At 74.1% G+C, this 20,890-nt stretch carries 20 protein-coding genes and 1 pseudogene; 15 read left to right on the plus strand and 6 right to left on the minus strand.

Annotated features, from left to right (window positions below):
* Window positions 1-179 precede the first annotated feature (179 nt).
* Both OIB37_RS29805 and OIB37_RS29810 read left to right on the plus strand, forming a co-directional pair.
* Window positions 180-2,027: a transketolase gene (locus OIB37_RS29805; RefSeq protein WP_330460704.1), complete on the plus strand. Its 1,848-nt coding sequence runs from the start codon at window positions 180-182 to the stop codon at window positions 2,025-2,027.
* 70 nt (window positions 2,028-2,097) lie between these two features.
* A complete protein-coding gene (locus tag OIB37_RS29810; RefSeq protein WP_330460705.1) occupies window positions 2,098-2,808 on the plus strand; it encodes a GvpL/GvpF family gas vesicle protein in 711 nt (236 codons plus the stop codon).
* 90 nt (window positions 2,809-2,898) lie between these two features.
* Here the strand turns inward: OIB37_RS29810 and OIB37_RS29815 are convergent, their stop codons facing one another.
* On the minus strand, window positions 2,899-3,720 hold the full coding sequence (locus OIB37_RS29815; protein ID WP_330460706.1) for a class I SAM-dependent methyltransferase: 822 nt from the start codon (window positions 3,718-3,720) through the stop codon (window positions 2,899-2,901).
* A gap of 294 nt (window positions 3,721-4,014) precedes the next feature.
* Between OIB37_RS29815 and OIB37_RS29820 the strand changes: the two genes are divergently transcribed.
* The 6 genes from OIB37_RS29820 (at window position 4,015) to OIB37_RS29845 (ending at window position 10,879) form a co-directional block, all read left to right on the plus strand.
* Complete coding sequence (locus OIB37_RS29820) at window positions 4,015-4,671, plus strand: histidine phosphatase family protein (RefSeq protein WP_330460707.1); 657 nt, start codon at window positions 4,015-4,017, stop codon at window positions 4,669-4,671.
* Between the two features lie 103 nt (window positions 4,672-4,774).
* On the plus strand, window positions 4,775-6,394 hold the full coding sequence (locus tag OIB37_RS29825) for an ABC-F family ATP-binding cassette domain-containing protein (RefSeq protein WP_330460708.1): 1,620 nt from the start codon (window positions 4,775-4,777) through the stop codon (window positions 6,392-6,394).
* Between the two features lie 97 nt (window positions 6,395-6,491).
* Window positions 6,492-6,749, plus strand: coding sequence for a DUF6158 family protein (locus OIB37_RS29830; RefSeq protein WP_330460709.1), 258 nt, complete (start codon window positions 6,492-6,494; stop codon window positions 6,747-6,749).
* A gap of 470 nt (window positions 6,750-7,219) precedes the next feature.
* Window positions 7,220-8,176, plus strand: coding sequence for a hypothetical protein (locus OIB37_RS29835; RefSeq protein WP_330460710.1), 957 nt, complete (start codon window positions 7,220-7,222; stop codon window positions 8,174-8,176).
* 244 nt (window positions 8,177-8,420) lie between these two features.
* Window positions 8,421-9,677, plus strand: a complete 1,257-nt coding sequence (locus tag OIB37_RS29840) for an aminotransferase class I/II-fold pyridoxal phosphate-dependent enzyme (protein WP_330460711.1) — start codon at window positions 8,421-8,423, stop codon at window positions 9,675-9,677.
* A complete protein-coding gene (locus OIB37_RS29845) occupies window positions 9,674-10,879 on the plus strand; it encodes an MBL fold metallo-hydrolase (RefSeq protein ID WP_330460712.1) in 1,206 nt (401 codons plus the stop codon). The genes OIB37_RS29840 and OIB37_RS29845 overlap by 4 nt, the downstream gene beginning before the upstream one ends.
* Window positions 10,880-10,931: 52 nt before the next feature.
* Here OIB37_RS29845 and OIB37_RS29850 read toward each other — a convergent pair whose 3' ends face one another.
* Both OIB37_RS29850 and OIB37_RS29855 read right to left on the minus strand, forming a co-directional pair.
* Window positions 10,932-11,576, minus strand: a complete 645-nt coding sequence (locus OIB37_RS29850) for a DedA family protein (RefSeq protein ID WP_330460713.1) — start codon at window positions 11,574-11,576, stop codon at window positions 10,932-10,934.
* A complete protein-coding gene (locus OIB37_RS29855) occupies window positions 11,573-12,355 on the minus strand; it encodes an MBL fold metallo-hydrolase (RefSeq protein WP_330460714.1) in 783 nt (260 codons plus the stop codon). Before OIB37_RS29855 ends, OIB37_RS29850 begins: the two co-directional genes overlap by 4 nt.
* An 86-nt stretch (window positions 12,356-12,441) precedes the next feature.
* Here OIB37_RS29855 and OIB37_RS29860 point away from each other — a divergent pair, with 86 nt between their 5' ends.
* From OIB37_RS29860 to OIB37_RS29870, 3 genes are all read left to right on the plus strand, one after another.
* Window positions 12,442-12,873, plus strand: coding sequence for a hypothetical protein (locus tag OIB37_RS29860; protein WP_330460715.1), 432 nt, complete (start codon window positions 12,442-12,444; stop codon window positions 12,871-12,873).
* Between the two features lie 95 nt (window positions 12,874-12,968).
* Window positions 12,969-13,865, plus strand: coding sequence for an aminoglycoside phosphotransferase family protein (locus OIB37_RS29865; protein WP_330460716.1), 897 nt, complete (start codon window positions 12,969-12,971; stop codon window positions 13,863-13,865).
* A gap of 356 nt (window positions 13,866-14,221) precedes the next feature.
* A complete protein-coding gene (locus tag OIB37_RS29870) occupies window positions 14,222-16,288 on the plus strand; it encodes a phage holin family protein (protein WP_330460717.1) in 2,067 nt (688 codons plus the stop codon).
* 14 nt (window positions 16,289-16,302) lie between these two features.
* On the opposite strand, the gene OIB37_RS29875 is transcribed toward OIB37_RS29870, so the two are convergent.
* Complete coding sequence (locus OIB37_RS29875; RefSeq protein WP_330460718.1) at window positions 16,303-16,497, minus strand: hypothetical protein; 195 nt, start codon at window positions 16,495-16,497, stop codon at window positions 16,303-16,305.
* 255 nt (window positions 16,498-16,752) lie between these two features.
* Here OIB37_RS29875 and OIB37_RS29880 point away from each other — a divergent pair, with 255 nt between their 5' ends.
* Complete coding sequence (locus OIB37_RS29880; protein WP_330460719.1) at window positions 16,753-17,178, plus strand: OsmC family protein; 426 nt, start codon at window positions 16,753-16,755, stop codon at window positions 17,176-17,178.
* Window positions 17,179-17,298: 120 nt separating this feature from the next.
* Here OIB37_RS29880 and OIB37_RS29885 read toward each other — a convergent pair whose 3' ends face one another.
* A complete protein-coding gene (locus OIB37_RS29885; protein ID WP_330460720.1) occupies window positions 17,299-18,162 on the minus strand; it encodes a helix-turn-helix domain-containing protein in 864 nt (287 codons plus the stop codon).
* A gap of 139 nt (window positions 18,163-18,301) precedes the next feature.
* Window positions 18,302-18,490 (minus strand): annotated as a pseudogene (locus OIB37_RS29890) (hypothetical protein); the annotation flags it as partial.
* A gap of 88 nt (window positions 18,491-18,578) precedes the next feature.
* Between OIB37_RS29890 and OIB37_RS29895 the strand changes: the two are divergent.
* From OIB37_RS29895 to OIB37_RS29905, 3 genes are all read left to right on the plus strand, one after another.
* Entirely contained in the window at window positions 18,579-19,670 is a 1,092-nt protein-coding gene (locus tag OIB37_RS29895; protein ID WP_330460721.1) for an ADP-ribosylglycohydrolase family protein, read from the plus strand.
* Between the two features lie 116 nt (window positions 19,671-19,786).
* A complete protein-coding gene (locus OIB37_RS29900) occupies window positions 19,787-20,092 on the plus strand; it encodes a 4a-hydroxytetrahydrobiopterin dehydratase (RefSeq protein WP_330460722.1) in 306 nt (101 codons plus the stop codon).
* Window positions 20,093-20,097: 5 nt separating this feature from the next.
* The gene (locus tag OIB37_RS29905) at window positions 20,098-20,859 is read left to right on the plus strand and encodes a class I SAM-dependent methyltransferase (RefSeq protein ID WP_330460723.1); all 762 of its coding nucleotides are present in this window, start codon (window positions 20,098-20,100) and stop codon (window positions 20,857-20,859) included.
* The last annotated feature ends 31 nt before the right edge of the window (window positions 20,860-20,890 follow it).

Raw genomic sequence — 20,890 nt, forward strand, 5'->3', positions numbered from 1 at the left:
GAGGCCCACGCCCCCGGCGATGCCCCGCCCGCCCGGCCGGAAGGCGGGCGACCGGCGTCCGGGTGACGTGCGCGGCGTTTGGGTGCCCCGTGCCCGGTTACGCGGAAAGTCTCGGACGAGCCGCACCGGGGAGCGTCCGACCCGCTCGCGCCGCGCGGAGACCGTGCAGAAGGAGACTCATGAACACCGATGAACTCGCCGAACTGGGCCAGCAGTTGCGGGTGGACAGCGTGCGGGCCGCGGCCGCCGCGGGGTCCGGGCACCCGACCTCCTCGATGTCCGCCGCCGACCTGATGGCCGTCCTGCTCGCGCACCATCTGCGCTACGACTTCGAGCGCCCCGAGCACCCTGCCAACGACCGCTTCGTCCTCTCCAAGGGCCACGCCTCACCCCTGCTCTACGCCGCCTACAAGGCGGCCGGCGTCCTGGACGACGGGGAGCTGCTCACCTTCCGCAGGCTCGGCAGCCGTCTGGAGGGGCATCCGACCCCGCGCAGGCTGCCCTGGGTGGAGACGGCGACCGGATCGCTCGGCCAGGGCCTGCCCGTCGGCGTCGGCATCGCCCTCGTCGGCAAACGCCTGGAGCACACCGACTCCCGGGTGTGGGTGCTGTGCGGCGACAGCGAGATGGCCGAGGGGTCGGTGTGGGAGGCCGCCGAGACGGCCGCGTACGAGAACCTGGACAACCTCACCGCGATCGTGGACGTCAACCGGCTCGGCCAGCGCGGCCCCACCCGGCACGGCCACGACCTGGACGCCTACGCCCGCCGCTTCCAGGCCTTCGGCTGGCACACCATCGAGGTCGACGGCCACGACGTCGAGGCGATCGACCGGGCCTACGAGGAGGCACTGGCGACCACCGGAGTGCCCACCGCGATCCTCGCCCGCACCCTCAAGGGCCGGGGCGTCGCCGCCGTCGAGGACCGCGAGGGCATGCACGGCAAACCCCTGCCCGACCCCGAGGAGGCCGTCGCGGAACTCGGCGGACCACGCGACATCCGCGTGAGCGTGAGCGAGCCGCCCGCCTCGGCCGTGCCGCGCCCGGACTCGACCGGGGTCCTCCAACTTCCGCGCTACGCCGAGGGTGACGAGGTCGCCACCCGGGACGCCTTCGGCAAGGCCCTCGCCGCACTCGGCACGGCCCGCGGTGACGTCGTGGCCCTGGACGGGGAGGTCGGCGACTCCACGCGCACCGAGTTCTTCGCCAAGGAACACCCCGAACGCTTCTTCGAGTGCTACATCGCCGAACAGCAGATGGTGGCCTCGGCGACCGGCATGGCGGCGCGCGGCTGGCTGCCGTACGCCTCCACGTTCGCGGCCTTCCTCACCCGCGCCTTCGACTTCGTGCGCATGGCCTCCATCAGCGGCTCCGGGCTCAATCTGGTGGGCTCGCACGCGGGTGTCGCGATCGGGCAGGACGGCCCCTCGCAGATGGGCCTGGAGGACCTGGCGATGTTCCGGACCGTGTACGGCTCGACCGTGCTGTACCCGTGCGACGCCAACCAGACGGCACGGCTCGTCGCCGCGATGGCGGACCTCGACGGCATCCGCTACCTGCGTACCTCGCGCGGCAAGAGCCCGGTGATCTACGGCCCCGACGAGGAGTTCCACGCCGGCGGCAGCAAGGTGCTGCGCTCCGGTGACGACGACCGGCTGACGGTGGTCGCGGCCGGCGTGACCGTGCACGAGGCGCTGGCCGCCGCCGACCGGCTCGCCCAGGAGGGCATCCGGATCCGCGTGATCGACCTGTACTCGGTCAAGCCCGTCGACGTCGACACCCTGCGCGCGGCCGGCGCGGAGACCGGGTGCCTGGTGACCGTCGAGGACCACCACGAGGAGGGCGGACTCGGCGACGCCGTCCTGGAGGCCTTCACCGACGGCCGTCCGGTGCCCCGCCTGGTCCGGCTCGCGGTGCGTACGATGCCCGGCTCGGCCGAGCCCGACGAGCAGCTGCACGCGGCCGGCATCGACGCCGTGAGCATCGCGACCACGGCGAGGCGGCTGGCCCAGGGGGCTGAGATCGAGTGAGCCGTGACCGGGTCGTTCGTACACGGTCGTACACCGGCCGTCTTCCGGTGGCGGTCCGAAGGAGGCAGTCGTGACCGGTCCGCGGTACGTCTACGCCGTCTGCCGCCCCCTGGACGCGCCCCTGCAGGTCCAGCTGGCGGGCATCGGGGGCGCCCCGCCGACGCTGCTGCACCACCACGGGCTGGTCGTGGTCGTCAGCGACGTTCCGGAGGCCGACTACAGCCCGGGGGTGCTGGCGGACTGGCTGGCCGACACGGTCCGCGCCCACCGGGGCGTCGTCGACGCGCTCAGCACGGTCACCACTCCGGTGCCGCTGCCGCCCGCGGCCCTCTTCCGGGACGACAGCGCGGTGCGCGCCATGATCGAAGCCCGGGAGGACGACTTCCGGCGCCTTCTGCACCGGCTGCACGGGCGGGTGGAGTGGGGCGTGCGGCTGTACGCGGCTGACGGGCGCGGGCGCGGGCACGAGCACGGGCGCGGGCAGGGGCAGGGGGCGGAAGGCGGCGACGCGGACGACGCGGCCGAGGCGTTCGCACGGACCCTGCACCAGGCGCTCGCCTGGCTCGCCGAGGACTCTCGGCTGTTTGCTCCGGAGAGCTCCGTCCCGGCGGAGGCGGCGGAGCGGAACGTCCTCGACGCCGCCTATCTGGTGCCCCGGGCGCGTTCCGAGGAGTTCGTGGAAATGATCGAGAGGGCGAGAGCCGAGGAGCTCGGGGTCCGGATCGAACTCGACGGGCCCCGGGCCGCTTACTCGTTCACGGGAGAGGAGCCGTGGAGATGAACGAGGAGGCGGCCGTGGACATGCCCGAGGAGGCGGCCGTGGGCGTGGACTGCGGGACTGCCGCGATCGGACCGACGCCCCGGGCCCCGGTCAGACCTCCTTGCGGCACAGGATCTCCCCGTGCGGGACCGTGAACCGGCCGTCCTCGCGCCGCCCCCATTCCCGCCACGCCTCGGACACCGCGCGCAGGTGCCCGGCCGTGGCGTGCCCCGCCGCCACGGCCCGGTCGGCGTAGGCGGCGGCGAGGGTACGGTCCGCCCACAGCCCGCTCCACCAGTCCCGCTCCTCGGCGGTGGCGAACGTCCAGGTGCCCGAGGTGGCGGTGACGTCCGTCAGGCCGGCGGCCAGGGCCCACTCCTTCAGCCGGCGCCCCGCGTCCGGCTCGCCACCGTTGGCGCGGGCGACCCGCTCGTACAGGTCCAGCCAGTCGTCCAGGCCCGGCACCGCCGGAGACCAGGTCATCGCCCCGTAGTCCGCGTCGCGCACCGCGACGAGGCCGCCCGGTTTCGTCACCCGGCGCATCTCGCGCAGTGCCTGTACGGGGTCGCCGACGTGCTGGAGCACCTGATGGGCGTGGACCACGCAGAACGTGTCGTCCGGGTAGTCCAGCGCGTGGACGTCCGCGACCGCGAAGTCGACGTTGGTCAGGCCGCGCCCGGCGGCGGTGGCCCGGGCCCGGGCCAGGATGTCCGGCGCGTGGTCGACGCCGGTGACATGGCCGTCGGGGACCAGTTCCGCGAGGTCGGCGGTGATCGTGCCCGGACCGCACCCGATGTCCAGGACCTTCATGTGGGGCTTGAGCGATCCGAGGAGGTAGGCCGCGGAGTTGGCCGCGGTCCGCCAGGTGTGCGAACGCAGCACCGACTCGTCGTGACCGTGCGTGTAGACGGCGGTCTCCCGCGCTTTCGACATGGCTGTGCCCCTTCGCACCTCGTCGGCGTACGCCTACCGGCACGGAGGCCGACTCGGCCTCGTCCGGCAGCACGGTGAACGGTACGCCCGTGTGTCGTATGGCGAGACCCGTGTTTTGCCATGTGGACTGACGGAGCGTCAGGGAAGTGTGGGCGTGGAGGTGCGGGGGAAGGCGGGGGAGAGGGGGCGGCGGGTCGGCCGGCGGCCGTGCTCGCGCGGACGCGGTTACCCTGAAGCGGCGTCTCCCCGCGCCCGGGGAGACGCCGACGGACCGACCGACGCGGGAGGACCCCGATGCGCCTGATCCTCGTACGCCACGGCCAGACCCCGTCCAACGTGCACCGCCTGCTGGACACCGCCGTGCCCGGCCCCGGCCTCACCCCGCTCGGCCACAGGCAGGCCGCCGCCCTGCCCGGAGCCCTCGCCCACGAGGACATCCGCGCCCTCTACGCCTCCCCCTTCCTCCGCGCCCGGCTCACCGCCGCCCCGCTGGCCCGCGCGCGCGGCCTCGACGTCATCGTCCGGGACGGCATCCGTGAACTCGCCGCCGGTGACCTGGAGATGCGGCGCGGCGACACCCCGGAGGGCGAGCGCTACCTGCGCACCGTCTTCGCCTGGGCGGCCGGTGAGACCGGGCTGCGCGTCCCCGGCGGGGAGAGCGGCGAGGAGGCCCTGGCCCGGTACGACGCCGTGATCGCCGAGGCCGCCGCGAGCGGCGCCGGAACCGTCGCCATGGTCAGCCACGGCGCCGCCATCCGCGTGTGGACCGCCGCCCGCGCCGGCAACATCGACGTGGCCTACGCCGCCGCCCGCCCGCTGGCCAACACCGGCGCGGTGATCCTGGAGGGCTCCCCGTCCACCGGCTTCCAGGTCCTGACCTGGGCCGGCGCCACCGTCGTACCGGCGGGCGAGAGCGGGCCGGCCGGGGAGCCGGTGGAGGCGGCCGGCTGACCGCGGAAGGACGCGGCTGCGACCGGCCGGGCGGGGAGGGCTGCCGGGTCCCGTCCCATAACGGTTTGCCCCAGGTCGGGGGTGCCGCACAGAATGCCTCTTCATGGGACACCTGGAAGCCGCGCATCTCGAGTACCACCTCCCCGACGGGAGGACGCTGCTCGGCGACGTCTCCTTCCGGGTCGGCGAAGGCGCCGTCGTGGCGCTGGTCGGCCCGAACGGCGCGGGCAAGACGACCCTGCTGCGGCTGATCTCCGGCGAGCTGAAACCGCACGGCGGCACGGTCACCGTCAGTGGCGGCCTCGGCGTCATGCGCCAGTTCGTGGGCTCCGTACGCGACGAGTCGACCGTGCGTGACCTGCTCGTCTCCGTCGCCCCGCCCCACATCCGTACGGCGGCCAAGGCGGTCGACGTCGCCGAGCACGCGATCATGACCGTCGACGACGAGGCCGCCCAGCTCGCCTACGCCCAGGCCCTCTCCGACTGGGCGGAGGTGCGCGGCTACGAGTTCGAGACCCTGTGGGACATGTGCGCCACCGCGGCCCTCGGCATGTCCTACGAGCGGGCCCAGTGGCGGCAGACGAACACCCTCTCCGGCGGTGAGCAGAAGCGGCTCGTGCTGGAGGCGCTGCTGCGCGGCACCGACGAGGTGCTGCTGCTCGACGAGCCGGACAACTATCTCGACGTCCCCGGCAAGCGATGGCTCGAGGAGCAGCTCAGGGAGACTCGTAAGACGGTCCTGTTCGTCTCCCACGACCGCGAACTCCTCGCCCGCGCCGCCGAGAAGCTCGTCTCCGTCGAACCCGGCCCCGCCGGCGCGGACGCCTGGGTGCACGGCGGCGGCTTCGCCACCTACCACGAGGCCCGCCGCGAACGCTTCGCCCGCTTCGAGGAGTTGCGCCGCCGCTGGGACGAGAAGCACGCCCAGCTGAAGAAGCTCGTGCTGACCCTCCGTCAGGCCGCCGCCGTCAGCCACGAGATGGCCTCGCGCTACGCGGCCGCTCAGACCCGGCTGCGCAAGTTCGAGGAAGCCGGACCGCCGCCCGAGCCGCCGCGTGAGCAGGACATCACCATGCGCCTGAAGGGCGGCCGCACCGGCGTACGGTCCGTCACCTGCGCCGGACTCGAGCTGACCGGCCTGATGAAGCCCTTCGATCTTGAAGTCTTCTACGGCGAACGGGTGGCCGTCCTCGGCTCCAACGGCTCCGGCAAGTCGCACTTCCTGCGCCTGCTCGCCGGTGAGGACGTCGCGCACACGGGCGAGTTCAAGCTCGGCGCGCGGGTCGTACCGGGCCACTTCGCGCAGACCCACGCCCACCCCGAGCTGCGGGGCCGCAGCCTCCTCGACATCCTCTGGAAGGAACACGCCCAGGACCGGGGCGCGGCCATGTCCCGGCTGCGCCGCTACGAACTCACCGGCCAGGCGGAACAGTCCTTCGACCGGCTCTCCGGCGGACAGCAGGCCCGCTTCCAGATTCTGCTGCTGGAACTCGCCGGTGCCACCGCCCTGCTGCTGGACGAGCCCACCGACAACCTCGACCTGGAGTCCGCCGAAGCCCTCCAGGAAGGGCTGGAGGCCTTCGAGGGCACCGTACTCGCGGTCACCCACGACCGCTGGTTCGCCCGTTCCTTCGACCGCTTCCTGGTCTTCGGCACCGACGGCCGCCTCCGCGAGACCCCGGAGCCCGTCTGGGACGAACGCCGCGTCGAGCGGGCCCGGTAACCCCGCAGGTCGCCGGGCCCGTCCCCGAGCGGAGGCCCGGGGGCGGGGATCTCCGTACAGTGGAGGCAGGAACGCACTCGACGAGCGGGGCACCACCATGACCGGAGTCGACCCCAGCCGACTGGACGACCAGCAGCTCATGAGAGAGCTGGAGACGATCCACCGCACACGCCACGACACCCTCCTGTACGGCTCCAACGACGCGCTGCGCGCCCACAACGAGCGCATGGCACAGCTGGAGGGCGAGTACCTGCGCCGCAACCCGCGCCGCCTGGTCAGCGCGGGCCGCACCCGCGAGGGCGCCCGGGAACGCGGCTGCGGCGAAACGGCGGCACCTGAAGCGTCCGGCACCTGAGGCGTCCGGCACCTGAGGCGGCCTCCGGCCTCCGGCACCTGAGGCGGCCTCCGGCCTCCGGCACCTGAGGCGGACTCCGACCTCCGGCCGGCGGGTGGGACGGCCGCCGCACGTGTGCCCGCGCGGGTGGGCCGACGCGAGCGTGGGCCGGGTGGACGGCGACGGAACGGGGTGGGCGGGCGCGGGGCCGGCGTCACCCGTCAGGCGGTTCGCGTCCCGCTAATGGGGTCCGGCCGCGAGCGCTGAGGCCTCCGGCGGGCTGTGATGGCAGAGCGAGGGCGCGAGAGCCGTGCCCCTGAGGTGTACCGACCACTGCCGACCGGTGACACGTACGTCGCCGGCTGCCGATCCTCGACCGCGGGTCACCGACCACCGACCGCCGACCGCCGACCGTCGACCGCTGATCGTCGGAGGCCGACCGCCGTTCTGCCGCCCGCCGTCGACCGCCGTTCTGCCGAGGAGCCCGCCCCATGCGCCGCACCGCCTGTGCTCTGTCCGTCACCGTCCTGGCCGGGGCGGCCGCGCTCGGCATGGCGGCGCCCGCCATGTCCGCGACCCCCACGGCCCGGACGGCCCCCGGCACTTTCCGGCCCACCGGCCCGCTCGCCGCTCCCGTGACCTGCGACGATCCGGCCGGACCGATAGCGAAGGCCCCCGGCACCGGCACCGGAACCGGCGCCATTCCCGACATCGACACCGACCCCGGCACGGGCACGGGCACGGGCATGGGCACGGGTCCCGACACCGCGCCGACCTCCGGGGACGGTGTCGCGCGTCTGCGCCCGCCGGACTCCGGCACGGACGACAGTGTCTCCGGGGCGGCCCTCGGTGGCGGTACGGGCATCGCCACGCGCGTCGAGGGCGACAAGCCGGGTGATCCGGCGGCGGCCCGCATCAGCACCCCGCCCACCGTCGACAGCGCCTGCCCGCCCGGCTCGGGTGCGCGGGCGGATGTGTGGAGCGCGGAGACCGGCGTCCCCGGCGCGGACACGGACAGCTCCTGTGCCGAAGCGCAGGGCTGCGCCACGGGACAGGGTCAGGGTCAGGGTCAGGGGCAGGGTCAGGGGAAGACGCCGGAGCAGGGCCAGGAACAGCGCCAAGATCAGGGCCAGGGAGAGGGCCAGGGACAAGGCCAAGATCAGGATCAGGGCCGGGAGCAAGGGCAGGTCCCGGGAGGAGACTCCGACGACGACTCCGAGTGCGCGGAGTCCCGCAGCGCCTCCTGCTCCGGCGGTGACGACTGCCGTGAGCCGGACGAAGAAGCCGACTGCGCTCCCGCGGCCGTACAGCGCGGAGTGGAGGCCGGAACGGGAGGGGCGTTCAACGACTCGCTTCCCGCGCTGGTCGCCGGCGGGATGCTGATCGTCGCCGCGGGCGGTGGCGCCGCGTACCGGCTCTACGGCCGCAGGCGGGCGGCGGACGCCTGACGCGCCGGGCCGGGCGGTGACCGTGACCGGGGCGACGCGGGTCACGGACCATGGCGCACGGCCGCCCGGGTACACCCTGCGGGGGCACCACTGGCGGCCCTCGCCGGGGCACCACTCGCACCACCCGAATCACCCGCACCACCCACGGACACCGTACGCACGGGTCTCGCGGCCGACGGCACGCACGCGGCGGCCGGGACGGAACAGGGACAGCACACGGCACACGGACTGCGCGGAGGCGGACATGCGGCGCACGGACCCCGGGGACCACGGCCCCGTCCGCTACGGGCCGCCGCTGCCCGCCGACGGCCTGCCGGTGCTCCCGGAACTCGCCGCCCGCCTGGCCGCCGCGGCGGGTGACGCCGGTGCCCAGCCCGTCGGCGGGGCCCCCGCCCTGCTGGAGGCGGCCTGCGGCTACTGGACCCGGCGCGGGCTGCCCTGCGCCCCCGACCGGGTGGCCGCCGCCCCGGGCACCCCGCCTCTGCTGCTCGCCGTGGCCGCCGCGCTCGCCGGGGACGGCGGCGACGTCCTCGTGCCCCGCCCGAGCGCCTCCTGGTGGGAGCCGTGCGTCCGCCTGCTGGGCAGGCCCGTTTTCCATGTGGGCACCCCGGCCGAGAGCGGGGGCGTGCCCGACCCGTACGCGCTGCTGGAGACCGTGCGCCGGGTCCGCGAGGAGGGCGGTGACCCCCGGGTGCTGGTGCTGTCCGTCGCGGACGATCCGACGGCCACCGTCGCGCCCCCGGAACTGCTGCACGAGACCGTGGAGGCCGCGGCCGCCGAAGGCATGCACCTGGTCAGCGACGAGACCTGGCGCGACACCCTGCACGACCCGCACCAGACCGTGCTGCTCAGCCCCGCCGAGATGCTGCCCGACCGGGTCACCGTCGTCACCGACCTGGCCGGCGCCCTGCTGCCGGCCGGCTGGCCCGCGGCCGTGGCCCGCTTCCCCGCGGGGGAGGCGGGAGAGCGGCTCCACGCGCGCGTGCTCGACGTCCTCACCGCGCTCGGCGCGCGCGTCGCGACGCCGGTCGCCGCGGCGGCCGGGTACGCGCTCGACGAACCCGACCCCGTCACCGAGCGCCGCGAAGCCGCCGTACGCCTGCACGCGCGCCTGGCCGCCGCCGTGCACTGCGCCGTCGTCGCCTCCGGCGCGCTCTCGAGACCGCCGTGCGCGGGCCGCCACCTGTACGCCGACCTGGGCCCGCTGCGCGAAGCGCTCGGCGAGCACCGCGTCGGCGACGCGCAGGAACTGGAGGACTTCCTCACCGCCCGACTCGGCATGCCCGCGCCCGGCGGTCACCGCTTCGGCGACCACCTCGGGGCGTTGCGCGTGCGGCTCGACACGGGGCCCCTGCTGGACGGCTCCGACGAGGAACGCTCGGAATGCCTCACGTCACCCGAACCGTTGGAACTGCCACACGTGCAACGTGCGTTGAACTCCTTGAGATCGGTCTTCGGTGATCTCCGCGACGACGCTCAGCGATGGGAGCCGCCTCGATGACGCAGCAGACGCATGAGCCAGGATCCACCGCCACGACCGCCACTACCGCTACGACGACCGGCGCGAGCGCAACGGCCACGACATCCACGACGGCCACGACGGCCACTACGACTCCGGCTACCCCGGGCACTCCGGGCACCTCGACAACGCCCGGCGGTGTCCCCTCGATCCCGGCCACCCCGAGCGGAGCGGCCGGCGCCCCCTCGGTCCCGATCGCCCCCGCGCCCCCGTTCCCGCCACTGGCCGAGCCCCGCCCGCTCGGCGAACGCCGGGTGTGGCCACGGACCTTCCACGACCGGCTCACCGCACCGCTGCCCGGTCTCAAGGCCCTGGCCCGCTTCGCCCGCGAGGGCGCGGTGCGGCCCGGCCCCGACAGCGTCGCCGACATCCCCCGACTTCCCTACGAACCGGGCCCGTTGCCCCGTACTGACACCCGCACCCTCGCCGCCACATGGGCGGGACACGCCAGTTGGATCCTCCGGATCGGCGGCCTGACCGTACTCACGGACCCCGTCTGGTCCCGCCGCATCCTCGGAACCCCGGCCCGTATCACTCCCGTCGGGGTCGCGTGGGACTGTCTTCCGCGGGTCGACGCGGTCGTCATCAGCCACAACCACTACGACCACCTCGACGCCCCCACCCTGCGCCGACTCCCGCGCGACACACCGGCGTTCGTCCCGGCGGGCCTCGGGCGCTGGTTCCGGCGGCGGCGGTTCACCTGTGTCACCGAGCTGGACTGGTGGGAGGGCGCCGAACTGTCCGGTGTGCGCTTCGACTTCGTCCCGTCCCACCACTGGTCCAAGCGCACGCTCGCCGACACCTGTCACAGCCTGTGGGGCGGCTGGGTCCTGACGGCGTCCGACGGCCGGCGCGTCTACTTCGCCGGCGACACCGGCTACGGCCACTGGTTCTCCCGTATCGGCCGCCGCTACCCCGGTATCGACCTGGCCCTCATGCCCATCGGCGCCTACGACCCCCGCTGGTGGCTCAGCGACGTCCACTGCGACCCGGAGGAGGCCGTCCAGGCCGCGCAGGACGTGGGCGCGCGACGGATGGCCCCCATGCACTGGGGCACGTTCGTCCTCTCCGCCGAACCGGTCCTCGAACCCCTGACGCGGGTCCGTACGGCCTGGGAGAAGGCGGGCCTGGAGCAGGAGGATCTGTGGGACCTGCCGATCGGCGGATCGCGTGTACTGGGCTGAGGGAAAGGCGGCCCAACTCCGGGAAGCCCAACTCCGGCGCTTCGCACCGGTTTTACCGTGGAGTGCCCCGAAGGCGTCGTACGACACCCGGCACCACGCCCACGAGCACGGTCAGGGCGACGGCGGTCACCACGCCCTCCCACGGCTCGCTGAACAGTGACCCGCCCAGGATCCCGATCAACTGGTAGGTCACGGCCCACGCCAGGCACGCCGGGAGGTTGCCGCGGGCGAAGCGCCGCAGCGGCCAGTCGGCCATCAGGCATGCCAGCATCACCGGTATGCGGCCCGCCGGTATCAGCCGGGACAGCACCAGTACCGCCACCCCGTGCTCGGACAGCTTCTCCTGTGCTCCAGCGAGCCGTTCCTCCGGCGCCCGCGAGCGTATCGCCTCCAGCCAGCGCGAACCGTTCCGCGACCGCATCCCGCGCCGCCCCAGCCAGTACAGCGCGGCGTCCCCGAGGAAGGACGCGAGCGACGCCGTCACGAACACCAGGGCAAGTGAGAACGGCGCCGTCTGATGGAACGCCACCACGGCCGCCGAGCTCACCAGCGCCCCGGTCGGTACCACCGGCACCAGCGCGCCGATCAGTATCAGCAGGAACAACGACGGGTATCCGAGCGCCTGTTGTGTCGACTCCGGCGGTACGGTCCGCGCCGACGCCGCGGCGAGCGTGACGGCACCCGGCAGCCACCTCACCGTGCGCCCTCCAGTCGCACGCTCTCCCCGTGCCCCAGCTTGTGCACCGCAACCTTGGGAGCGGCCTCGGCGGCCAGGCGTACGAACTCGTCCCCGGGGGCGTGGAATTCGTGCGGGCGCACCGCGTCCATGCCGATCGGCCAGTACGTCCCGTAGTGCACCGGCACCGCGCTGCCGGGCGCCAGCCGGGCCAGTGCCCGCGCCGCCCGCCCCGCGTCCAGATGCCCCTCGCCGAGATACGGCCCCCAGCCGCCCACCGGCAGCAGCGCCACCTCCACCGGACCGACCTCCCGGGCCATGGAATCGAACAGGCCCGTGTCCCCGGCGAAGTAGGTCCGCGCCTCGCCCTCGACGACGTACCCGAGCGCGGGGGAGCGGTGCGGCCCCAGAGGCAGCCGCCGCCCGTCGTGCAGCGCGGACACCACCCGGACGCGCAGCTCCCCGATCCGCACCTCGTCCCCGGGCGCCACCTCGGTGACCCGCAGCCGGCGCAGCTCCCGCAGCCGGCGCAGACCCGGTACCGCCCGTCGTGCGCCCCGGGGCACGAGCAGGCGCGTGCCCGGGGCGAGGGCGGCCAGCGAGGGCAGATGCAGATGGTCGGCGTGCAGGTGCGAGACGAGCGCCACGTCCGCGCGGTGGGCCTCGGCGGGGGGCAGGGCGCCCCGGCGCCGCCGCAGATGCGCCAGCCTGGCGGCGAACAGCGGATCGGTGAGCACGCGTGTGTTCGAGTCCACGATCGTGCAGGTGGCGTGCCCCCACCAGGTGATCTCCACCGGCACCCTTTTCGCCTCCTTCGCGCGACTCCCCCGAAGCGTACGGGCAGGAGTAGGGTCGGCGGCGAAACCCGGAGGTGAGGGGGGACGCCATGGGACAGCCACGCGGTGCCTCCGGCGGATGCGCGCCGGTGCGGGTCACCGCCATCGCGAGCCTGACCCCTCTGGAAGAGCTGGAAGCCGACCCCTTCCTGGTGGACTCCCGCAGCCAGCACGCCATGTGCGCCCGCTGGGCGGCCGAGCGCGGTTACGTCGTGGCCCGCGAACTCCTCGTCGGCGGCCTGCGCTTCGACCACAGCGCCCTGTGGGACGGGGTCCGGTCCGGTGTCGACGTGTTCGTCGCCCCCAGCCACCGCGTGCTGGAACGCGCCCTGGCCTCGGTGGAGGAGTTCACCGCCGAGTGCGCGCGCCGCGGAGTGCGGGTGGAGACGGTGGGCCGCGCCGAACCCTCGTACGACGCGCAGATGAAGGCCCAGGTCCACCGCCGCCTGTCGATGCCGACCGCCGGCTACGACGGCCGCTGACAGCCCCCGGCCTCGGCCCTGAGCCCCGGCCTCCGGCCCCTGAGCGTGAGAGCCGTTCCGGCGCCGCCACGCCTGCGCCATTACTGTGGCTTCGCATGACCGATGCCGAGATCGAGATCACCGCGGACCTGGTTCACGACCTGCTGCGGGAGCAGCATCCGGATCTCGCGGGGCTGGCCATCCGTGAAGTCGCCGGCGGATGGGACAACAAACAGTGGCGCCTCGGGGACGAGTTGGCCGTACGCATGCCGCGTACAGAGCGTGCCCCGGAGCTTCAGCGCAAGGAGCGTCGATGGCTGCCGGTCCTGGCCCCGCGCCTGCCCCTGCCGGTCCCGAACCCGGTGCGGACCGGCGAACCGTCCGCGCGCTTCCCGAAGCCCTGGACCGTCATGACGTGGGTTCCGGGCGAGCCTCTGGACCACACCTCGATCAGCCGCGGCAACCACGCGGCCGACACTCTGGCGGGCTTCCTCGGGGCGCTCCATGTGGAGGCACCCGCAGAGGCGCCGACCGGTACGGATCGCGGCGCGCACCCCAGGAGCTGCACGGACGGCTTCGACCACTTCTTCCGAGCCGTCGTACCTGACAACATCGCCGACGAGGTCCGGGCCGTCTGGGACGACGCCGTGGCGGCCCCCGAGTGGGAGGGCCCGCCGGTATGGGTGCACGGTGACCTCCATCCCGCGAACGTCGTCGTCTCGGACGGGACGCTCTCGGGTGTGATCGACTTCGGTGACATGTTCGCCGGCGATCCGGCGTGGGACCTCGCGGCCGCCTGGGTCATCCTTCCCGCGGGCGCCGCCTCGCGCTTCTTCGACGTGTACGCGCACGCGGACGAGGCGACGATCCGGCGCGCCCGCGGGCTGGCCGCTCTGAAAAGCCTGTTCCTCATGCTGATGGGCCGGAACGGGGACCGGGGTCTTCCCGGCGGCAAGCCGACTTGGGGACCGGCCGGCCGGGCAGCGCTCGACCGTGTCCTGAGAGCGGCCTGACGCGGAAGTGGCGGTGGCTGGGACCGACGGACGCCCTCACGTGGACGTGGCGCCGGCTGAGACCGAGGGACGGACGCCTTCACGCCGTCTCCGCCGGCCACGACCGGGCCGTGCGTGTACGGGACCCGCGTCCCAGGCCATGGGCCCCTGCCCCTCCCACCCGACCCCGGCCCCCCCGGCGTCGGTTCCCGGTCCCGGCCCAGGGTTGGGCGCCGGGGTCGGGCGCCGGTGAGGGCGTCCCCGATCCTCGCTCCGCCGGGCTCTCGATCCCCGCTCCGCCGGGCTCCCGAGCCCGGTATGACAAGGTGGAGCACGGCCCCGCGTGCGACGGGGCCGGGACGTGAGGTGTACGAGGCGTGCGGTGGCGGCGGGTTGCCGGTCAGGTCGGACGGAGCGTCACGGTGTGGGCCGTGTCCACGCTCACGATGCTCGTGCTCGCCGGTCTCCTGCCCGACTTCCGGCTCCAGTCCGCCGACGGCGACAGCGCCACCCGTATCGGCGTCACCGCCGCGCTCGGAGCAGGCGCCTTCGGTGTCCTGTCGGCCGTCGTGTGGCCGCTCCTGGTACGGCTGTTGCTGCTCGTACCCGCCCTCGTCCTCGGCCTGCTGGTCTTCTTCCTCAACGGCTCCCTGCTGCTGCTCGCCCTGCGCGTCAACCCCTCCGGCCGGGGCGAGGTGGCGCCGGAGACCGCCGTCATCGTGGCCGCCGTGATGTCCGCCGTCGCCTCGGCCACCGGAGCGGCCCTCGCCGTCCGCGACGACGACGCCTACCGCCGGCGCCTGCTCCGCCTGGCCGACCGCCGGCGCCGGTCCACCCCGCCCTGCCCGGACACGACCGGCCTGGTCTGTATCCAGCTCGACGGGGTGGGCCACGACGTGCTCACCGCCGCCGTCCGCAAGGGCCTCATGCCGACGGTCGCCCGCCGGCTGGCGCCGGCCGACGGTATGCGGCCCACCCACCGCCTCACCCCCTGGCGCACCGACTGGTCCAGCCAGACCGGGGCCAGCCAGCTCGGCATCCTGCACGGCAGCACCTTCGACGTGCCGGCCTTCCGCTGGTACGAGAAGGACCGGGGCGAGGTGATGGTCTGCAACCGCCCGACCAGCGCGGCCGAACTGCAACGCCGCGCCGTAGCGCGTACCGGCGACGGCGGACTGCTCACCGTGGACGGCGCCAGCCGCGGCAACCTGTTCAGCGGCGGCGCGGGCGAGCAGGCCCTCGTCCTGTCCATCGCCGCCCGCCGCCGCGGCCGGGAGAACCGTTCCCGCGCCGGCTACTTCGCCTACTTCTCCGACCCCGCCAACGCGGTCCGCACCGCCCTGTCCTTCGTCGCCGAGGTCGCCCGCGAGATCGGCCAGTCCACCCGGGCCCGCTTCGGGAAACAGCGCCCCCGGGTGAGCCGCGGCGGCCTCTACCCCCTCGTGCGCGCCTTCGCCACCGTCGTCGAACGGGACGTGGTCGTCGCCGCGGTGATGGGCGACCTGCTCGCCGGCCGCACCGCCGTCTACGCCGACCTCGTCGCCTACGACGAGGTCGCCCACCACTCCGGACCGCACAGCGGCGACGCCGAGAAGGTCCTGCGGCGCCTGGACCGTTCCCTCGCGCTCATCGAGAAGGCGGCCGAACACGCCCCCCGCCCCTACCACCTGGTGGTCCTGTCCGACCACGGCCAGAGCCCCGGCGAGACCTTCCGCGCCCGCTACGGCCTCACCCTCGCCGACCTGGTCCGTGCCGGCAGCGGGCTGCCGGTGCCCCGCCGCGCCGAACGCACCGCCAGCGGCACCGAGGCCCGGGCGGCCGTGCGCGCCGCACTGCGCCGGCCGGTGGAGGAGGAGAGCGCCCGGCACCGGCCCGCCCCGCGCTCGGAGCCCGTCGTGCTGGCCTCCGGCAACCTCGGCCTCGTCTCCTTCCCCGACGTGCACCACCGCATGACCAAGGAGGAGATCGACGCCCGCCACCCGGCCCTGCTCACCACCCTCGCCAACCACCCCGGCATCGGCTTCCTGCTGGTGCGCAGCGAGGAGCACGGCGGTGTGGTGCTCGGCCCGCACGGCACCGAGATCCCGCTGGCCGAACTGGACGGCCGGCCCGGACCGCTGGAGTGTTTCGGCCCCGGCGCCGCCGACGCCGTCCGCCGTACCCACTCCTTCCCGCATACCGCCGACATCATGGTCAACTCCTGTTACGACCCCGCCGACGGCGAAGTCCTCGCCTTCGAGGAGCAGATCGGCTCCCACGGCGGTCTCGGCGGCGCCCAGTCCCGCCCGTTCCTGCTCTCCCCGCTCGCCCTGTCCGCCCCGGCCGGGGACGGCGCCGCGCCGTTCGGCGCCGAGCACGTGCACGACGTACTGCGCCGCTGGCTGCGCGAGTCGAACGGCCCCCAGGTGCCCCTGGAACCGGAGCGGGACCGCCGCGCGGCCTGACCCCCGGTCTTCCCTCAGCCGGACCGATGGTGCTGTGCCGGAGATCCCGTCTCCCCGTGATGTCGCCTCCGCCATGCGGTGCGGGCGATCTCCAGTGCGCCCGCGGCCTCCGCGATCGCTCTGACGGCGGATGTGACCACGGCGGCTTCGAAGAAGGTGCCGATCATGAACTTGGCGTCCCGCAGTTCCATCGCGAACAAGACCGCCACGGCGCAGCAGTAGAGAGACGCCCAGAACCCGCGCTTCCGGCTGCGCGGGCAGACGAACAGGGGAACGGCCGGCCAAGGCGTCACACGGACCGAACGCGTTGCCGTCGGGCGCCGTGTCCGGGAAGTCGGAAAAGGCCCCGCCCCGCTCCCGTGCGCCCCGCGTGGCCGGTCCTTCACGGTGCGCCGGGCCCGGATGTGATCGGATGGGAGGCGGAACCCGGAACCGGGGCCCACCCGTTCGCGAAAGGATCAGCCGTGGCCACCACGCGCACCGCACACACCGACTGGGAAGGCGACCTGCTCAAGGGCAGCGGCGTCGTCACCTTCGACTCCTCCGGCATCGGCGACTTTCCGGTGTCGTGGCCGTCGCGCGCCGAGCAGGCGAACGGCAAGACCAGCCCCGAGGAGCTGATCGCCGCCGCCCACTCCAGCTGCTTCTCCATGGCGCTGTCGCACGGGCTGGCCGGTGCCGGCACCCCGCCCACCCGCCTGGAGACCAAGGCCGACGTGACCTTCCAGCCGGGCGAGGGCATCACCGGCATCCACCTCACCGTCCGCGGCCAGGTGCCGGGACTGGACGCGGAGGGCTTCGTGGCGGCGGCCGAGGACGCCAAGAAGAACTGTCCGGTCAGCCAGGCCCTGACGGGCACGACCATCACCCTGACCGCCGAGCTGGCCTGACGCTCGTACGTCCGGCGGATGCCGCGCCCCCACCCGGGGCGCGGCATCCCGCTGTCCGGCCGGGCCGGCGGGGTGCCCTCCGAACCGGTCGTACGGTGTGCGCTCCCCACCCCTCGAAGCTCACAGGCGCTCGCGGCACTCCCGCAGGATCTTCTGCGTGCGCCGCGCCGACGCCGCGCGCGCCGTCATGTGGTCCAGCACCTCCAGGTGCGCTGCGACCTCACGGCGGGAGTCCAGATAGAGGGCACCGGTCAGGTACTCGGTGAACACCATGTCCGGCAACTCCGGTTCACCGAACCGGAACAGCGTGAACGGCGCGTACGTCCCCGGGTGCGGGCCGGCCGCGAACTCGGCGAGCTGCAGGGTGAACCGGTCGCGTTCGGCGTACTCCAGCAGCCGGTCCAGCTGGTCGCGCATCACCTCGGGACGGGCGCTCACCGGGCGCCGCAGCACCGTCTCGTCCATGATCACCCAGAGGTGCGGCGGATCGTCCCGCTCCAGCAGCCGCTGCCGCTCCATGCGCAGCGACACATGCCGCTCGACCGTCTCCGGGCCGGTCTGCCCTATCGTCCCGGCCTCCAGCACCGCCCGCGCGTACCCCTCGGTCTGCAACAGGCCGGGCACGAAGTGCGGTTCGTAGGAGCGGATGATCCGCGCGGCGCCCTCCAGGCTGACGTACAGACTGAACCAGTCCGGCAGCACGTCGTGGAACCGCTGCCACCAGCCCGGCTCGTTCGCCTCCTCGGCCAGCCGGACGAACGCGGCCGCCTCCTCGGCGGCCACCCCGTAGGCGGACAGCAGCATCTGGACGTACGGGATCTTCAGCGAGACCTCGGCCATCTCCATCCGCCGTACGGTCGCCGACGCCACCCGGAGCACCTGGGCGGCCTCCTCGCGGCTGAGACCGGCCGCCTCCCGCAGCTCCTGCAACCGCTTGCCGAGCACCACCTGACCCACGGTGGGCGCGGGCCGCCGCTCACTCACGCCACGCCCTCCCCTACGCGCCGACGTACGCGCCGACGTACGCGCCGACGTACGCGCCGACGTACGCGTGCAGTCTGTCATGCGACCGCGCCCTCGCACACGCGTCTGAGACGGGTCGGTCGCGAGGCGGGGCGGTGGGTCAACCAGGCCGCAGGGGAAGATACTTGACGGTCGCCGGTCGCCGGTCGGCCGGCAGGAGTGACTCGACGGCGAGTCCGGCGACGGTGACGTCCGCGGGCGTGTTGAACGTGCTGAACGTGTTGAAGGTGGAGACCGACGGGACGGCCGACGCGATCCTGCCGTGTTGCTCGACGCGCAGTGGAAGCGCGGGTTGCGACAATGGCCGTACGAGCGACCGCAATCGAGAGAAGGATCCCCTGCTGCCGTGTCCGGACGGGGAGTTGAGGAGCGCACCCATGAAGCAGCAGCCGTGGAAGGCCTCGTGGGAGGCCGAGGCCGTGTACCGGGCCAGGGTCCGGGGCTGCCTCCTCGGCGGGGCTCTCGGCGACGCCCTCGGCTACCCCGTCGAGTTCGCCTCGCTGGAACGGATCCGTGCCCAGCACGGCGAGCGTGGGGTGACCGGCCCGGCGACCGGCGTGAGCGCGACGGTCGCCCGGATCAGCGACGACACCCAGATGACCCTGTTCACCGTCGATGCCCTGCTCCAGGCACACGCACGGGAACGGGAGAAGGGGATCGGCGGCGGCTGGGCCCTGCTGCTGCGCTGGGCCTACGAGCGGTGGCTGGAGACCCAGCGCTGGTCCGGCCCGGAGCAGGCCGACCCGCCGCCGAGCGGCGCCCCCGAGGGCGGCCTCGTCACCGAGGCGTGGCTGTACGCCCGCCGCGCACCCGGCAACGCCTGCCTGTCCGGCGCCGCCCAGATGTACGCCCCCGACCCCGCCCTCCCGCTCGACGGCAGGCCGGGGCAGGTCAACCCCGACTCCAAGGGCTGCGGCACCGTGATGCGCTCGGCGCCCTTCGGCCTCGTCAACACCCCCGACGCGGCCTTCGCCATGGCGGCCCGGGGCGCCCAGATCACCCACGGCCACCCCACCGGCTACTACGCGGCGGGCGCGCTGGCCGCGATCGTCGCCCACCTCGTCGAGGGCGACTCGCTGGAGGGCGCGGTCCTGCGCACCCTGCGGCTGCTGGAACGATATCCCGGCCACGAGGAGACGACGGCAGCCCTGCGCGAGGCCCTCGACCTGGCCGCCGAGGGCGCACCGACCGCCGAGAAGGTCGAGTCCCTCGGCGCGGGCTGGGTCGCGGAGGAGGCCCTCGCGATCGGCGTCTACTGCGTTCTGGCCGAGCCGCGCGTGAAGGACGCCCTCCTGCTGGCGGTCAACCACTCGGGCGACAGCGACTCCACCGGCTCGGTCTGCGGCAACCTCCTCGGCGCCCGGTACGGCGACGTCGGCCTCCCGCACGCGTGGGTCGGGCGGGTGGAGGGCCGGGACCGGATCGCCGCGCTGGCGGACGACCTCGCGGCGGAGCGCGTACGCGGCTGAACGTGACAGGCTGACCACGTCCCCACCCGTCACGGCGGCCGTACCGGACAGGCGGGGCACGTCCGGCCGGCGCCGCCCCGGCGCACGTACCGGTGCCGTCCCGAGAGGAGACCGACATGCCCGTCGAACCGCTGTCGCAGAAGGAGATCGAGGACCGGCTCGCCGAACTGCCCGGCTGGTCCCTCGACGGGGACCGCCTCACCCGCAGCTACCGGCTCGGCTCGCACTTCGCGGCGGCTGCGCTGGTGATGGGCATCGCCGGCATCCAGGACGAGCTGGACCACCACTCCGACCTCACCCTCGGGTACCACACCGTGTCCCTCGCCGTGCACACCCACAGCGTGGGCGGCTTGGTCACCGAGAAGGACTTCGAACTCGCCCGCAGGGTGGAGGACATCGCGCCGGGCCGGGCGGCACACTGAGGCCCGTGCTCAACTACGACAAGGAAGCGGACGCCTATGACGCGTCCCGCGGCGGCGAGGCGCGCGCCGAGGCTGCCGCCCGGGCCGTCCTCGGCCTGATACCCCACCGGCCCGGGCGCCCGGCCCGGCTCCTGGACGCCGCCTGCGGCACCGGGATCGTCACCCGGCGCCTGGCGGCCGCCCGGCCCGGACTGCGCGTGACCGGCACGGACCTCGCCCCCGCCATGGTCCGCATGGCCGCCGCCCGCTTGCCCGGCGCGATCCTGCGGGCCGACAGCCGCCGACTGCCCTTCGCCGACGCCTCGTTCGACGCGGTCACCACCGTCTGGCTGCTGCACCTGCTGTCCGACCCCGCCGACCTGCACGCCGTGATCGCCGAGTGCGCACGCCTCCTGCGGCCCGGCGGGGTGTACGTCACCACCGTCGACAAGGCGCGGTCGCACGACGTCGGCAGCGACATCGACACCGTCCTCGCCACACGTCCGCGGCACGCCGCCCCCGACGCCGCCGGCACGGTCGCCGCCCACGCCGCCGGGCTGGGCCTGACCCCGTCCGGCGAGGCGGTCTTCCCCGGCGTCGGCCAGGGACGCACCCCCGCGAGCACCGTCGCCGACCTCAGGCGCGGCTGGTTCACGGTCCTGCCGTCCGGCGATCCGCGCACCGAGGACTTCGCCGTCCGCCTCGCCCGCCTCCCGGACCAGCACCGCCACCGCCCGGACCCGGTCTTCGCCGTACGCGCCTTCCGGAAACCGGCCGAGGCCGGGTGACGACGGCGGTACGGCCGCTTGCCGCCATGCG

Source organism: Streptomyces sp. NBC_00820 (genome assembly GCF_036347055.1).
In the GTDB taxonomy this organism is placed as follows: domain Bacteria; phylum Actinomycetota; class Actinomycetes; order Streptomycetales; family Streptomycetaceae; genus Streptomyces.

What these genes read in the sequence shown, in the direction of transcription:
- OIB37_RS29835 (WP_330460710.1), top strand. Translation starts at nt 7,220, where the DNA reads ATGCGCCGCACCGCCTGTGCTCTGTCCGTCACCGTCCTGGCCGGGGCG.
- OIB37_RS29845 (WP_330460712.1), top strand. Translation starts at nt 9,674, where the DNA reads ATGACGCAGCAGACGCATGAGCCAGGATCCACCGCCACGACCGCCACT.
- OIB37_RS29830 (WP_330460709.1), top strand. Translation starts at nt 6,492, where the DNA reads ATGACCGGAGTCGACCCCAGCCGACTGGACGACCAGCAGCTCATGAGA.
- OIB37_RS29815 (WP_330460706.1), bottom strand. Translation starts at nt 3,720, where the DNA reads ATGTCGAAAGCGCGGGAGACCGCCGTCTACACGCACGGTCACGACGAG.
- OIB37_RS29860 (WP_330460715.1), top strand. Translation starts at nt 12,442, where the DNA reads ATGGGACAGCCACGCGGTGCCTCCGGCGGATGCGCGCCGGTGCGGGTC.
- OIB37_RS29895 (WP_330460721.1), top strand. Translation starts at nt 18,579, where the DNA reads ATGAAGCAGCAGCCGTGGAAGGCCTCGTGGGAGGCCGAGGCCGTGTAC.
- OIB37_RS29820 (WP_330460707.1), top strand. Translation starts at nt 4,015, where the DNA reads ATGCGCCTGATCCTCGTACGCCACGGCCAGACCCCGTCCAACGTGCAC.
- OIB37_RS29840 (WP_330460711.1), top strand. Translation starts at nt 8,421, where the DNA reads ATGCGGCGCACGGACCCCGGGGACCACGGCCCCGTCCGCTACGGGCCG.
- OIB37_RS29900 (WP_330460722.1), top strand. Translation starts at nt 19,787, where the DNA reads ATGCCCGTCGAACCGCTGTCGCAGAAGGAGATCGAGGACCGGCTCGCC.
- OIB37_RS29825 (WP_330460708.1), top strand. Translation starts at nt 4,775, where the DNA reads ATGGGACACCTGGAAGCCGCGCATCTCGAGTACCACCTCCCCGACGGG.
- OIB37_RS29805 (WP_330460704.1), top strand. Translation starts at nt 180, where the DNA reads ATGAACACCGATGAACTCGCCGAACTGGGCCAGCAGTTGCGGGTGGAC.
- OIB37_RS29865 (WP_330460716.1), top strand. Translation starts at nt 12,969, where the DNA reads ATGACCGATGCCGAGATCGAGATCACCGCGGACCTGGTTCACGACCTG.